This window comes from Pseudomonas sp. DG56-2 (genome assembly GCF_004803755.1).
Classification (GTDB): domain Bacteria; phylum Pseudomonadota; class Gammaproteobacteria; order Pseudomonadales; family Pseudomonadaceae; genus Aquipseudomonas; species Aquipseudomonas auratipiscis.
Map to the genome: position 1 here is coordinate 727,059 of NZ_CP032311.1, position 15,091 is coordinate 742,149.

The 15,091-nt window shown below is 56.2% G+C and carries 10 protein-coding genes, 1 other RNA gene and 1 pseudogene; 5 read left to right on the top strand and 7 right to left on the bottom strand.

Going from position 1 to position 15,091, the window contains the following annotated elements:
• Positions 1-236: 236 nt before the first annotated feature.
• From D3Z90_RS03400 to D3Z90_RS03420, 5 genes are read left to right on the top strand one after another with little or no spacing between them, the layout of a single operon-like run.
• Positions 237-2,465, top strand: coding sequence for a class I SAM-dependent DNA methyltransferase (locus D3Z90_RS03400; RefSeq protein ID WP_136474409.1), 2,229 nt, complete (start codon positions 237-239; stop codon positions 2,463-2,465).
• Positions 2,465-3,730: a restriction endonuclease subunit S gene (locus tag D3Z90_RS03405; RefSeq protein ID WP_136474410.1), complete on the top strand. Its 1,266-nt coding sequence runs from the start codon at positions 2,465-2,467 to the stop codon at positions 3,728-3,730. The genes D3Z90_RS03400 and D3Z90_RS03405 overlap by 1 nt, the downstream gene beginning before the upstream one ends.
• Positions 3,727-5,040: an AAA family ATPase gene (locus D3Z90_RS03410; protein WP_136474411.1), complete on the top strand. Its 1,314-nt coding sequence runs from the start codon at positions 3,727-3,729 to the stop codon at positions 5,038-5,040. The genes D3Z90_RS03405 and D3Z90_RS03410 overlap by 4 nt, the downstream gene beginning before the upstream one ends.
• Positions 5,041-5,667, top strand: a complete 627-nt coding sequence (locus tag D3Z90_RS03415) for a retron system putative HNH endonuclease (RefSeq protein ID WP_136474412.1) — start codon at positions 5,041-5,043, stop codon at positions 5,665-5,667.
• Positions 5,664-8,690 (top strand): type I restriction endonuclease subunit R, encoded by a 3,027-nt coding sequence (locus D3Z90_RS03420; protein WP_136474413.1) that lies wholly within the window; start codon positions 5,664-5,666, stop codon positions 8,688-8,690. The genes D3Z90_RS03415 and D3Z90_RS03420 overlap by 4 nt, the downstream gene beginning before the upstream one ends.
• Positions 8,691-8,830: 140 nt before the next feature.
• Here D3Z90_RS03420 and D3Z90_RS03425 read toward each other — a convergent pair whose 3' ends face one another.
• The 7 genes and pseudogenes from D3Z90_RS03425 to D3Z90_RS03455 form a co-directional block, all read right to left on the bottom strand.
• Positions 8,831-9,094, bottom strand: a complete 264-nt coding sequence (locus D3Z90_RS03425; protein ID WP_136474414.1) for a hypothetical protein — start codon at positions 9,092-9,094, stop codon at positions 8,831-8,833.
• Complete coding sequence (locus D3Z90_RS03430; RefSeq protein WP_136474415.1) at positions 9,091-10,071, bottom strand: integrase domain-containing protein; 981 nt, start codon at positions 10,069-10,071, stop codon at positions 9,091-9,093. Before D3Z90_RS03430 ends, D3Z90_RS03425 begins: the two co-directional genes overlap by 4 nt.
• Positions 10,049-10,408: a hypothetical protein gene (locus tag D3Z90_RS03435; RefSeq protein WP_136474416.1), complete on the bottom strand. Its 360-nt coding sequence runs from the start codon at positions 10,406-10,408 to the stop codon at positions 10,049-10,051. The genes D3Z90_RS03430 and D3Z90_RS03435 overlap by 23 nt, the downstream gene beginning before the upstream one ends.
• Positions 10,392-11,789, bottom strand: coding sequence for a YfjI family protein (locus tag D3Z90_RS03440; RefSeq protein ID WP_136474417.1), 1,398 nt, complete (start codon positions 11,787-11,789; stop codon positions 10,392-10,394). The genes D3Z90_RS03435 and D3Z90_RS03440 overlap by 17 nt, the downstream gene beginning before the upstream one ends.
• Before the next feature lie 964 nt (positions 11,790-12,753).
• Positions 12,754-14,010, bottom strand: a pseudogene (locus D3Z90_RS03445) (integrase domain-containing protein).
• A 187-nt stretch (positions 14,011-14,197) separates the two neighbouring features.
• Positions 14,198-14,589: a transfer-messenger RNA gene (gene ssrA, locus D3Z90_RS03450) on the bottom strand.
• 102 nt (positions 14,590-14,691) lie between these two features.
• Positions 14,692-14,985, bottom strand: a complete 294-nt coding sequence (locus D3Z90_RS03455) for a hypothetical protein (protein ID WP_136474418.1) — start codon at positions 14,983-14,985, stop codon at positions 14,692-14,694.
• Positions 14,986-15,091 lie beyond the last annotated feature (106 nt).

The window sequence follows — 15,091 nt, forward strand, 5'->3', positions numbered from 1 at the left end:
GTGAGCATCGAAGACTTACCGCACACCATGGTGGCGCCTGTAGGAATTCAAGCTTTCGGAGGTGGATTACTGGGTATGCGCAGTGGTGACGATCATGGAGTTAGATGAATTTACGAGCCGAGAGAAACAACTCAAATCACTGTATTCGCTGCCCGTGCTAGGACGCAGTTAGCTCTGCCCACTAAGTCGCGGCCGATCGCCATTCCAAACACCTTTTAGTATATCGAGACACACCTATGAGCGCCAATTTTCAACAACTCGCTAATTTCATCTGGTCCGTGGCGGACTTGCTGCGTGGCCCGTATCGCGCGCCGCAGTATGAGCGAGTGATGCTGCCGCTAACCGTGCTGCGCCGCTTCGACGCGGTTTTGGCTCCCTCCAAAAGAACTGTCCTCGCACGTTATGAAACACTGAAAGCTAAAGATTCTGCGCTGGTGGACAGGGTATTGAACGAGGTTGCTAGGAGCGAAGACGGCACACCTTTGGGCTTTCACAATCATAGCCAGCTCGATTTTTACAAGCTCAAAGGCGATCCGGATAACATTCGCCACCATCTCTCTGATTACATCGAAGGCTTCTCAGAAAATATCCGAAAAATTTTTGAGCGCTTTGATTTTTATAAAGAAATAGACAAATTGGACGAGTCTAATCGCCTCTATCAGGTGGTTTCCCAGTTTGCCGAAATCGATTTGCACCCCAATCGGGTGGACAATATCACCATGGGGCTGGTGTTTGAAGACCTGATTCGCCGCTTCAACGAATCGGCCAATGAAACCGCGGGGGACCACTTCACGCCGCGCGAGGTCATCCAGTTGATGGTCAACCTGTTGTTGGAGCCCGACACCAACGTACTCACGCAGGAGGGCGTCATCGTCACCATCTGCGATCCGGCTTGCGGCACAGGTGGTATGTTGGCCGAGGCCCAGAATTGGATACGCGCTCACAATGAGCAGGCCACCGTGAAGGTATACGGGCAGGACTATAACCCTCGTTCATATGCCGTGGCTGCCTCCGACCTCCTGATCAAAGGCCAGAAAGACAGCCGTGTCGAGCTCGGTAACACTCTCACCGATGATCGCTTTCCGGACATGCAGTGGTTTGATTATTTGCTGGCTAACCCGCCGTTTGGGGTGGACTGGAAAACCGAGAAAAAAGAAATCGACCGCTGGCCCGATTTCCGGGGCTATAAGGGCAAGCTGCCGCGCATCAACGATGGGGCCTTGCTCTTCCTGCTGCACATGATCAGCAAATTTGCTGACTACGAGCCGGATAACAAGGATCTGCCAGGCTCGCGTGCAGCGGTCGTGTTCAATGGATCGCCGTTGTTCACCGGTGGCGCGGGTAGTGGTGAGAGCGACATCCGTCGCTGGATCATCGAGCGAGACATGCTCGAAGCTATCGTCGCCCTGCCGGAGCAGATGTTCTACAACACTGGCATTGGCACATTCGTGTGGGTGGTGACTAACCGCAAGGCAGCCAGCCGTAAAGGGAAGATCCAGCTGATCGATGCGCGCGAACGCTACACATCCATGAAGCGCAGCCTTGGCGACAAGCGCCGTTACCTTGAGCAGACCGCCATTGATGCCATTACCCGTGAGCATGGTTTGTGCTCAAATGCAAAGCATTGGGTAAGGCAGGACAAGGACGGTAAACTCCAGGAATGGAGTCAGTCGGCTCCGGCAGAGGGGGCTACCGAGGGCCAGAAATGGAGCGAACGCGTCACTGCTCAGGTGTTCGGCAACACCGACTTTGGCTACCGCCGCATCACCGTGCTGCGCCCCCTGCGCCTGCGTTTTGAAATCACCAATGAGGCGCGTGAGCGTTTCCTCAACACCTGCCCTGAACTGTACGACGCTTTGCAAGCTGTGCAAGACCGGTTGGGGAGCGAGCAGCATTTCGACTGGAATCAGGTGTGGGATGAGGTGCAGAAGGTGATCAAGCACCTGCCCAGCGATGTGGAAGGGTGGACGAAAGGTGCCAAGGGTACAACACAGAAGAAAATCTTCCGAGAGTGCTTCACTGTCACTGATTCCGAAGCTGCACCAGTAATCGCCAAGCACCACAAGAAAGGCGAAGTTTCCATCAGCTCTGAATTGTTCCCACAGCAGACACTGCCTCCAATGGAGTCCAGCGATCTGTATGGTCTGCTGGGGCTGCACGCCTACGGTAACACCTTTGTGGAATACGAGCCCGACCCGGCTCTGAAGGATGTCGAGAACATTCCGCTGAAAGAAGACATTGTCAGCTACGTGCTACGCGAGGTGAGCCCTTACGTGGTTGACGCCTGGATCGACCGCGAGACGCGGGACGATCAGGATGGAGGTATCGGTAAGGTAGGTTACGAAATCAACTTTAACCGCGTGTTTTTCCAGTACCAGCCACCGCGTTCGCTGCATGAGATCGATGCAGAACTGGCTGAGGTTGAAAAGCGGATCATGAGTTTGTTGCAGGAGGTGACGGAGTGATGCCTCTAGCCGATTTTTTTACACGACGACTGAAGTACGCCGCGACGATCAACGACGAGGCGCTTCCAGAGTCCACTGACTCCGATTTTGAGGTGGCGTACATCGATATCGGTAATGTTGATTCTCAGGGATGTATCCACGACATCGTCAACTATCGCTTTGAGAATGCTCCCAGCCGAGCCCGTCGAGTTGTGCGCGACGGTGATGTCATAATTTCCACGGTCCGAACTTATCTGCAAGCTATCGCACCTATCGAATCCCCCCCTGAGAATTTAATCGTTTCAACGGGGTTTGCAGTCGTCAGGCCGTTGGACGGGCTCGATCGCCGATTCTGCAAGTACGCCCTACGGGCAAATCGTTTTTTGTGGGAGGTTGAAAGCCGATCAACTGGCGTCAGCTATCCGGCAATCAATGCATCTGATCTCGGCGACATATTGGTAAGCTTGCCGGAGTTGGGGGCTCAGCGCCTCATCGGCAACTATCTCGATCGCGAAACAGCCCGCATTGACGGGCTGATTTCCGAAAAGGAACGCATGCTGGCGTTGCTGGAAGAAAAGCGCGCAGCTCTCATCAGCCGCGTCGTCACTCGCGGTCTAGACCCTAACGCTCCGCTCAAACCCTCTGGCCAGGAGTGGCTGGGCGAGATTCCGGCGCATTGGGATATCTGCCAACTGAAGCGCACTTGGGCTTCATCCGACTATGGGCTCTCCGAAAGCATTAGGGACGAAGGAAGCATTGCAGTTCTTCGCATGAGTTGTATCGTCGATGGGGGGATTGATGTTTCGAAGTCTGGAATGATCTCTGAGGTCGACGGTCACTTACTGTTACGACGAAACGATCTACTCTTCAATCGAACGAATAGTCTTGACCAGATCGCGAAAGTAGGGCTTGTGGATTTCGACCCGAAAGAGCCTTTGACTTTCGCTTCCTATCTTGTTCGCATACGTACGAATCATCGCGTGACACCGCAGTACTTGGTTGCGCTACTCAATGCCTCACAGTTTCTAGAGTTCGCCCGAAAGAACGCAATTCCAGCGATCGGTCAGGCCAATCTGAGCCCGACACGATATGGGGAGATTCATATCCCTTTGCCGCCGAAGTCCGAGCAGGATGAGATCCTCACTCTCCTACAACTGGACGCAGAGACATCGACACCGGTCCGCGAGCATATAAGAAACTCTATCAATCTGCTGAGGGAACGCCGCGCTGCGTTGATCTCCGCCGCCGTTACTGGTCTGATCCCGCTGCAGGAAATGGCCCGATGAAACTGGAAATTATCTCTCTCGCGCACTGCGGCGGCTTCGAGCAACTCGACATCACTTTCGAACCTGATGTAACCCTGATCGCTGGTGTCAATGGCGTAGGCAAGTCCACGGTGCTGCACGCGCTGGCGGTACTGTTGTCACGGGCACTGCCGGAATTCACGCCCTCGCGTTCGACGGCGCTGTACTTCACCGACGACGACATCCACGGCGGCAAGGCCTCGCTGGAAGTATCTGCCCGCATCCAGATAGGCGGCCAGACCATCAGCGCTGGGATGCAGCGCTTACGTGCAGCGGATGAGAAGGGCGACCGCTTCATGCTTCTGCGGGAGGCGGAAGCTGCCAGTGCCGCCAATGATTTTGCCCAGGTGCTGAGCGCCCGGACGCTGACCGGTGAACTAGAGGCAAGTATCAAGGAAACACGCGCTGCATTGTCGAGTCTGAAGAGCACTGCTCATCCACCGCTGGCGGTGTACTTCTCGCCCAAGCGGCAGCTACCCGGTCAACCGCGGAGCCTGCCGGAGACCAAGCCCTTTGACCCGTCGATTGCCTATAGTCGCGCTCTGCATGATCGTGAGGTGGAGCTGCGCGAGTTCATGCATTGGTTCCGCACCCAGGAGAAAATGGGCGCAGAAAACGAACCTCGCCGTCTCAGGGTGTTGGATGCGTTGCGTGCCGTTGTGAGTGAACTTGTGCCCGAGTTCGACAATCTGCGAATCCTGGAGCAGCCGCGTCTGGGCTTTGTGGTGGACAAACGTGGAAGACCATTCTATCTGCACCAGCTTTCCGATGGCGAGCGCGGCCTGTTGGCCCTGGTGTTTGACCTTACTCGACGCCTGGCCATCGCCAATCCGGATAGTGATAACCCCATCGCCGAGGGCGTGGCACTGGTGATGATTGATGAAGTCGAGCTGCACCTGCATCCGAAGTGGCAGCGGGATGTGTTGTCGCGACTGCGTGACATATTCAGGGCTTGTCAGTTCGTCGTCACTACCCATTCACCACTGGTGCTGGGCGAGGTGCCGGCACGCTGTGTGCGCTTTCTGGAGTTTGTGGATGGCAAAGTGAGTGTGACCGTACCCGCCGAAGCTTATGGCATGGATGCCAACCGCATCTTGCAGGAGCTTATGGGGGCACCGGTGCGTAACCGACAGATAGAGGATGAACTGAAAATCCTCTTCGAACTGATTGAGCGGGAGCGGTTCGATGAAGCCCGCTCCGCAATCGTGGCTCTCGAAAGAAAGTTGGGCGAGGACGAACCTGAGCTGACGCGAGCCAGTTCTCTGATCTACTTCCTGGAGGGCAGCGAGTAGATGAGGACGATCCAGAAAGGGCCGGAACCAGCCAGCCTAACCCAACATCGTAAGCAACCGCACGCCGACTACAACAACTATGCCGACAAAGCGCTCTTGCGGCAGGCCTTGGTGGCTGAACAGCGTGGCTTGTGCTGTTACTGCCAGTCGCGCATTCGTGCTACACCCAATCACATGAAGATTGAGCACTGGCAATGTCAGGAGCGTCACCAAGCAAGACAGATCGACTTCAGCAACTTACACGGTGCCTGTCTTGGTGGTCATGGTCAGCCTGAGCGAAGCCAGCATTGTGATACACGCAAAGGCAATGATGATTTGTGCTTCAGTGTGTGTGATCCCACCCATCCTATCGAGCGGCAGATTATCTTTTTGGGTGATGGCCGCATACAGTCTGATGATAAAGCTACCAACTCGGATTTAAACGAAGTGCTTAACCTCAACAGCTCTCGCCTTGTAAGTAACCGCAAGGCCGTACTCGACGCATTCAAGCAGCGGCTGGGAAAGGGGACCCTGAACGCGGCACAAGCGCTTCAGAGGTGGGATGGCACTCAGGCTGGTGATTTGCCGGAGTTTGCTCAGGTCATGGTGTTCTGGTTGGAAAAACGAGTCGCAAGGAGCGCAGTATGAAATCCACCTCCGAAGCAGCCTTTGAAACTGCTATCGAAACGGTTCTGTTGGCGAATGGCTACGCCTGCATTGATGGCAAGAGCTTCGACCGCGAGCGGGCGATCTTCCCAGTAGAGGCGCTGTCCTTCATCCGTGCCACCCAGGGTAAGGTATGGGACAAACTGGAGGCTTTGCACGGTGAGCAGACCGGGGCTCGGGTGGTGGAATCCCTGGTCAAGTGGCTGGACAGTCATGGTGCGCTGGCTACCCTGCGCCACGGCTTCAAGTGCTTTGGCAGGACGCTACGCATTGCCTTCTTCCGCCCCGCGCATGGCTTGAATCCCGAGCTGGAGGCACAATACCAAGCCAACCGGCTGGGGCTGACTCGGCAATTGCGATTCAGCCCGAAGAATGAAAAGTCGCTGGACGTGGTGCTGTCAGTCAACGGCGTTCCGATGGTGACGCTGGAGCTGAAGAACCCGTTGAGCGGGCAAGTGGCCGCCAATGCCATTCACCAGTACCGCCATGATCGTGACCCGCGGGAGCCAATCTTCGTTTTTACCAAACGCACCCTAGTGCATTTTGCAGTGGATACCGAAGAGGCGCACATGGCCACCCGGCTGGCGGGGACTTCCACTTACTTCCTGCCTTTCAACCGAGGGTTTGAGGGCGGCGCTGGTAATACTCCTGATCCGGATGGTCGCAATTACAAGACCGCTTACTTGTGGGAAGAAGTGCTGCAACGTGACAGCCTGCTTGATCTGCTTGCCCGCTTTTTGCACCTGAGCGTGGAAGAAAAGACCACCGACGAAGGTAAGAAGGTGCGCAAGGAAAGCCTGATCTTTCCGCGCTACCACCAGTTGCAGGCGGTCCGCGCAATGGTAGCAGCAGCGGCCCGAGAGGGGGTCGGACAGAACTATCTGGTTGAGCACTCGGCAGGTAGTGGCAAGAGCAACACTATTGCCTGGCTGGCGCATCGCCTCTCCAGCCTACACAACGAACAAGATGAGCGACTTTTTGACAGTGTAGTGGTCATCACCGATCGAGTGGTGCTGGATCGCCAGTTGCAGAACACAATTTACCAGTTCGATCACCGACAAGGTGTGGTGCAAAAGATTGATGAGGATTCTCGCCAGCTGGCCGAGGCACTTGAAGCCGGCATGCCCATTATTATTACGACATTGCAGAAATTTCCGTTCGTCTCGGCACAGCTGGTCAAGCTGAATGAGGAGCGCGGCGAAGCCGGTAAGAGCTATCTGCCCACACGTAGGTATGCGGTCATAATTGATGAGGCGCATAGCTCGCAATCGGGCGAAACAGCCATGGAGCTCAAAGGAGTGCTGGGTGGTGCCCAACTGCGTGGCAAGGCTCGGGAAATGGCCAGGGAAGAGGGTGAAGCCGAGCTGGAGCAATTATTCCGTTCCATGGCAAAACGTAGGCAGCAGCCCAACATGAGTTTTTTCGCCTTCACCGCCACGCCCAAACACAAGACTCTGGCGATCTTTGGTCGTAACGGTGAGCCCTTCCATCACTACACGATGCGGCAGGCGATTGAGGAGGGCTTTATCGAGGATGTGCTGAAGAGCTACGTTACCTACAAGACATACTACAAGTTGATCAAGAAGGCAGAAGTAGATCCCAGCGTTGAACGCAGGAAAGCGGCCAAGGCTCTAGCCCGTTTCATGCGTCTGCATCCGCACAATATCGGTCAGAAAACAGAAGTGATGGTGGAGCACTTTCAGCATTTCACCCGCCATAAGATCGGAGGCCATGCCAAGGCCATGGTGGTGACGGGCTCGCGCTTGGAGGCAGTGCGCTACAAGCAGGAGTTTGACCGCTACATCAAGACAAAGGGGTACCCCATCAAGAGCCTGGTGGCATTTTCGGGCAGCGTGGAAGACGACACAATTCCGAAAAAGCAGTATACCGAAGTCGGAATTAACAATGGGCTCAAGGAGAAGGATTTGCCTGAAACCTTTGCCCATCCTGATTTCCGCGTACTGTTGGTAGCCGAGAAGTATCAGACTGGCTTCGATCAGCCACTGCTGCATACTATGTATATCGATAAGCGTCTTTCGGGTATTCAGGCGGTGCAGACGTTATCGCGTCTAAACCGTACCCATCCTTTGAAGGATGACACTTTTGTTCTCGACTTCGTTAATGATTCTGACGAAATCCAGGAGGCTTTCCGTCAGTACTACGAAGGGTCGGTAATGGGGGAAGAGGTCGATCCTGACAAGTTGTATGAGGTGAGCACCGAACTTGATGCTTCTGGTATTTACCTGCAAACTGAAGTGGCTGATTTCACTAGGGTCTTTTTCGCGCCGAAGCGCCGTCAAAGTCCTGGTGACCATAAAGCTATAAATGCGATTCTTGACCGGGCGGTTGCGCGCTTTACGCATCTGCAGAATTTCGAGGAAGAGGAGGCAGAGCTCTGGCGCGGCAAACTGCAAGCATTCCGTAATCTGTACAGCTTCCTGAGTCAGGTAATTCCGTATCAGGATAGCGATCTGGAAAAGCTCTTCACTTATCTGCGCCACCTTGCTCTGAAACTCCCAAAGCGAAAAAACGGGCCGGGCTATCAGTTCGATGAGGAGGTCGAGCTAGACTACTATAGGTTGCAAAAAATCAGTGAGGGCTCTATCAGCCTCAACGAGGGTTATGCCAAACCGCTGGATGGGCCGCGCGAAGTGGGGTCCGGCATGGTGCGTGAAGACCATGTGCCACTATCTCGCCTGGTTGACATTATCAATCAACGATTCGGTAGTGAGCTGAATGAAGCGGATCAGTTGTTCTTCGATCAGATCGCTGAAGCTGCGAGTTTGAACGAGTCGCTTCAGAAAGCCGCTGAGGTCAACTCACTCGAAAAGTTTCAGTTAGTTTTCAAGCAGGTGCTGGAATCCCTGCTCATTGAGCGTATGCAGCTCAACGAGGAACTGTTTACCGACTATATGGGGAAACCCGATATGCAGGAGCTGATCTCGAAGTGGATCGGGAGTCGGGTCTACGAACGGCTGTCAGTCCCCGAGCAAGGCAGTAAGTAGAAGTGGGTTCCGTGCATGTGCGCTATGGGTTCGACGGCGATTCGAACATGCCGCTCCATCAAAAACATGTCCACGCTTAAGTAGTTTAGGGGCTTTATTTAGCGCTACCTGCCATGATTAGCGGATCGACCAATAAACAATTACGGGCCGTTTCTTAATCGCCTCAAGATCAGTACAGCGGTGAGTTTATAGTAATATCGAGTAGCGTCGGAATGGTTCTTCAGGTGCTGAGTAAAAAACCAGCGCACATGCTTGAGCTGCCAGGTCCAGGGATTATCGCGTTGCCATCTCTGTTGAATGGCCGCTTGCATGACTCGTGCTTGGCGTAGGTGACGTTGCTGCGTGGCCTTCGAACCGGTCAGTACGCCGCTTAGGAACAGCGTCATATCGAAGGGTTTGCTCATGTTCTCCCGCCAATGTAGGCCGACACCACATCGATCCGGTTATGCCCGAGCTCTAGGCTGATTTGTTGGCGCGCCTGTTGATCACGGCCACGGTCAATGCGATAGCAGTGGCCGCCATTCACCGGTGCGGCGTGGCCCGTGAGCTGCTCGTAACGTTCGCAGGCGTAGGCTGCGCGCAGTTCATGAAAACCCTTCAGCCCGTGTGCATGCAGCGTTTCGCGGGCGGGGAGCACTGTTTGGTGCAGAAACATGGCGTAGCTTTCGTCTCGGGCTAGCAAGTTGCGGCTACCGGTCGGCGATGCCTGACGAACCAACTGCAGGGCCGCTTTCACCGCTTCATTGGCCACGACCCATCGCGGCGCTGATGAGCCTGAACGGCCGCCTTTGGTGCCGTCTTGGATGTTGATGCGGCCTAAGCGTTCGGCTTCGCGGTGTAAGCGTGGCAGGTCAGCCAGGATCGCTTCGCGCAGGCGCATGCCAGTTGCTCGAGCTAAAATGACTACGGCGGCCACTCGATTGTGTTGCTGTTCGCCAAGCACCTCGGCCAGGCGCCGCACTTGTTGGTGATCTTGGCCGTCCGGCGCGCGAGTGCGTACGCTCAAGCGCTGCTGTCCCAACGCCTCACTCGGGTTGGCGATCCTCACATCCTGATCACCGCGCAGCGCAGCAAGGGTGCGGTTGACGCTGCTCAGGCGGCTCTGCGCGGTGGCAATGCAGAGTGTACCTTGCTGGATCTGATGGCGCAGATACTCGGTGTAGTCTTGTAGAGTCTGTCTATCGATCTGGCGTGCATCGTTGTAACCGGGGCCGTCCTCTGACCGACACCAGCGCACGAAGGCTTGCCAGCGATCGCTGTGTGCTTTGACGGTGGCGAAGTGGCCGCCGGCAAACAGATCTTCCAGTGCCTGCCGACCGGCGTAGCTCAGTTGGCGACCGTAGCCAAAGTTGCGACCGTCACGCCGACCGACCAGCGCCATTGTCTTCACATTGATCGTTGGTTTGTATGAGCAGCAGCAGGGCTTTCCAGTGGGGGCCGATGCTGTCCAACTGTCCCCAGTGTGCTGGGCGGATGAGGAGGGCATTTTCGCTGCGTTGCAGCAAAGCCCCTTCTTCTTGCAACTGCTCGATAAGCCGAGCGAGGTCGGTTGACTCAGATGTTGGAGCGGCGACAGCGGCGACACTGGCGACAAGCCCCGCCGCATCTGGATTGGCACTTGGCGACAAAGTGGTAGCAGTGGCGGCGACACACCGTAACTCGGTCGGCGAGCGATGTTGCGCTCGATAGCGGCGCACGGCGTCATTGAGGCGGAACATGGCGCACCTCGAATATGTCTCCGGCATTGTTCAGCCAGTTATGGGTAACCAGCTGCAGCAATAACTCGAAGGTGTGCCGCGTGCTTTTACGGGCAAAGCGTGGGCCGTTGCGCGTAAGGTCGCGCAGGCGAAACGGTGGCCAGTTCTTCTTTATCAACCAGCGCAGCAGGCAGTCGGCCTCTGCGCGAAGCATATTCAGAGGCTCCTGTTCAGCCAGTCGTTGGTTTTCGGCCAGGTAGTAATCCATCAGCGTAGAGGCGCGCTGAATGTGCATTTCTTCCAAGACAGTCGATTCTTCAACCACCGCCATCACGCCAGCCATGCGTAGAACATTCGCGGCGGCTTTGCCCGCAGCAGCTTGCACGTTGACCAGCTCGCCGAATTCCCCAGACTCGCATTCAATGGTGTCGTGAATGGCAATCCAGGCCTCGCGGGCGCGGGGGCTTAACTCCAAGGTTACAGGGTTAAGGCCGCCGTCTTTATGGCGTGACCAAGGCTTCTGCATGAGCGCGGCAATGCGCTGCTGGTACAGGTGCACCTTTGGATCTCGGGTCAGGTCGATGGCTTTGTACAGTCGTTGTCCAACCAGACGCTCCGGCCAACTGATCAGGCAGCGCCCCAGGATGCCCTGATCTTTGATATCTGAGTCCTGAAGCAAGCGGTCGGCCAGGCGGGGTTGCAGCATCAAGTGCATGCTGAGACGGCGGTCATAGGCACGCAGGCTTTCCCCTGCCATCGCGCGCGACCGATCAATCGGGCTGCCGTCCCGCAGCGTCGACAAGTGAGTGATCGCCTTGATCATATTGTCCTTGCTCATGGTGCTACCGCCCAAAAACTGCCCGCCTTCATCGCTGAACAGCCCCATGCTCGGCAAACCATGGCAGAGGCTTTTGACCAGACCTTCAATGGTCGGCTCAGCACTGAGGAGTCTCGGTTGGACGGGTTCAGGTTGGGCGTCCAGCGCTAGCTGTGCTGACTTTTTCGAGGTTGGCGATCTCGCGGTGAGGCTCATTGCAGCTCGGTGCGCCTTGAGTTGTTCGCCGTAGGCGATCCACTGCTGTCTCTCCCAGTCGCGTACGGCTTGCAGCGCAATTTGGTCCACCGCGCTCTTGCGATCACCTGAGCAAGCCACCGTCAGCAAGTACAGCGACAACGGATAAATTCGGCCGTCGAGGTGAACATTGGCGTGCGCCTGGCTCGCCAAAGCTGCCGTGGCTAGAACAGATTGCGCGGCCATGGCGCAGGGCACGCCGATCACATCGGCCATGCGTTCCACGGCAGGCCCCAATAGATCGCCTAGCGCCGCGACCGGGTAGAGTAGGGGCGGAATCTGCTGTTCCAACAAGGGGCGTGGTGGCCCTTGTACTTCGCGCAGTTGCATAGCCGTCCTCCATAAATTACCGATCTCTCCCTCACGTCATCCCGCCGAGAATGCTGAGTGTTATCAGGGATCAAGGCCCCTGCGACCTGTGAGGGTGTCCACTAACGCGGGACTGGCGGCTCCTTACGACCAGGAGCAAGGGCATCTCATGATCTGGCCCCCTGAACACCGTTACCGGTGGGCGGGTGGAGGCTGCATTGGCTGACGAGACCAGCGCCGCGAGATCCTGAGCCAGGTGCAAGCAGCACTGCGATGACCGGGGCATGCCTGACTGTCAGTCAGGTGCAGTCCATTCCCTGGTCTGCGGCACCATCATCTACAGCGCTGTTGCTGGTGACACCGGCGTTTGTCACGCCGATTGTCACGAGGGGAATTGCCGCAAAGCCATGTGCGATGAGGGCTGCAGCAGTGGTAGGAGCGCCCGTCTCTTTTCTGGGAAAAGAGACGGGCGAACGGTTGGCGCAAAACGTTGGCCGAGCAGGTTCGTTGCTGCAGGGCTAAAGGGTTAGCGGGCAGCCGCACTAGGCGGATTGTTTAGAGGGCGTCCATCATTCTGGCGAATGACCGTGCGAGCCTCCGGGCGCGAATCGCACTTTAGGATGAGCCACCGGGTTAGCGGCATGACCTTGAAGGCTCTGGTCATCTGGGGTGCTGCCTAAGGCAGCGCTTTGAACCTTCGTTCTATCGGTCACCGCGGCACGGGTCAATTGGTGAAGGGCACATGGAAATGCGCCAGATTCATCCTCTGGCGTGCTTTGGAAATTGGTGGCTGTCAGTGGCTAAGTGGCCGTTTGTCGCTTTTCTAGTGTTAGCCCGTGAGCATGGGGATGCGAAGCCTCCCCATGCTCACGGGCTTAGCCGGAGAAGCCAAAATCGAGGCGAGTTGGCGACTGTCGCCATCAGCTCAGACGACAAGGATGTAGATGGCACGCGGTCTGTCGCCAGTGTCGCCGTTGTCGCCGCCCTATCGGATGGGTACTACGTTCCGATCCCTGGCCACATTCATCACGCTGGCCGAGAGATTGCCCGTCGACGCCTTCAGAATGTACTCGCTCCACCAAGCCATCATCGGCCGCCGTCGCTCGATGTAGTCGGCTCGGTTGTAGGCACTGCGCACCTCGTCCTTGTCGACGTGCGCCAACGCCACTTCGATGAGCTCCGGGTCCCACCCATGTTCATTCAATATGGTGCTGGCCATCGAGCGCATGCCGTGGCTGACCAAGCGGTCCTGGAAGCCCATGCGTTTCAACGCCATGTTGGCGGTCTGACTGTTGGCGTGGGTGCGCGGGTTTCTACCTGCCGGGAACACGTATTACCTGTGGCCGCTGTGGAGGTTGAGCGTCTCCAGTAACGCGAGTGCCTGTTCGGTCAGTGGGACGGTGTGCGGACGACGCTTTTTCATGCGCTCCGGCGGGATGGTCCAGATGCGTTTGTCGAAGTCGATGTCTGTCCATCGGGTGGTAGCCGCTTCGGCAGGACGGGTCATGGTGTGCAGTTGCCATTCGATCAGGCAGCGGGTGATCCGCTTGATGCTGGCGTTTGCGATTTCGATCATGAGCTCGGAAAGCTCATCGGGTCGTAGCGCGGCCATGTTCTGTTTCTTGGGTTTCTTGAATACTGCGCGAATGCCACTGAGGGGGTTCGCAAAGATCAATCCTGAATTGACCCCATAGGTCATGATCTCGTTGAGCCGTTGGCTCAATCGCTTCACTGACTCGAGGCTGCCTTTGGCCTCGATTGGGCGAAGCAGTTCGATGACCATTGGTGCGCTGATTTTCGAAAGCGGCGTTGTTTTCAGGTCTGGAAATACATGCAGCGTGAGCGACCGCCAAATGTCCTCGGCGTAGGCCGGCGTGACCGAGTCTTTCTTAAGCTCGAACCAGGCGGTGGCCACGTTCTCGAAGGTGTGTTCCGTTTCTGCGCGCTTGGCCTCATTCAGCGTATCGCGCTGCACCTTCGGATCGATGCCTTGGGCGAGCAACTCGCGTGCTTCGACCGCCATCTTTCGGGCGTTCGCCAGCGAGAGCTCTGGGTAGGTGCCCAAGCCCATGTTGATTCGGTTCTTGGTCACCGGTTCGCGGTAGTTGAAATTCCACAGCAACGAGCCGTTGCTGCGTACTCGGAGCTGCAAACCGTCACCGTCAGTAAGGACATAATCCTTGGTCGCCGGTTTGACTCCCTTGAGCTGTCGATCGGAGAGGCGGAGGTTTTGGTCAGGCATGAGATTGTCCCCATGCACTGATTCGGTATTCCAAAGATTAGCATCGGATCGGCTGGAATACCGTCTGGAATACCCAAACGGCTGGAACTCCAAAACTCTCAAAATCCCGCAAAAGCGCTGTAAGCCGCGTATTTACTGGGTCGCAGACACAAAAAAAGACGTCCTTGGACGTCTTTGATTGATCATTTGGTGGAGCCGGGGGGATTTGAACCCCCGTCCGCCAGTGCTCCGCTTTCGGTACTACATGCTTAGCCGTGTCTATTGAGTTAATCCGCAGCCGCCCGACGGGCAGGGTGCTTTGGACGAGTTGTGTAAGTTTTAGCCGATTCGTCCACAACGTACTGCACGGCGATCCTGTTCTGTATGACAATCACTTCGGGTTTACAGGCATCCCCTAATGATTGCTGGAGCCGAAGCTACCAGGAGAGCGGGCTCAGCTGCTTACGCAGCGAGAGCGTAACCCTCGTAGTTTTCGTCATTGGCAACTATAGAAAGTTGCAACAGTGGATTTACGAGTTCTGTTACCAACTCGGCATGCACCTAGAGTTTCACTACCGGCGTCGAATCCTAATCGGCCCCATGTGTTGCGCTCTAGCTGTAGCGTTTTTCAACGCTTGTGGGCGAGTATACGCCATCGGTCAGGCGACGTCGACTGCTGCTCTGGCGTCGCATGGCTCAAGGTTACTGGCTGCTGCCGCCGTTGCTGCTTTTGTCGGCTTTTTCCAGGGTGTCCAAGGCTTTGGTGGTGATAGCGATACAGTCCTTGGTGTTACCCGCGGCTTGTGCCGCCTTGGCGTCTCTGACTTGGTCTTTGATGCTGTCGTTTGTGCCTTCGGCCATGGCGCCAGCGCCGGCAGTGGCCGTGGCATCGTCGATTTTTTGCAGGTTGAGGGTGCAAAGGTCATCTTCAGCAAACACAGGTGAGGCAAGCAATGCGGCAGTAAGGAACAGTCCGGAAATCGCTGTACGCTTCATGTGAATCTCCTTGGCGGGTACGACCTCGGAAGGAGGCCTTATTCGATGGACTACACCGCTTGCCAGGGGTTCAGGTGAATGTGGTCTATCGCACGATAGTGCCTGG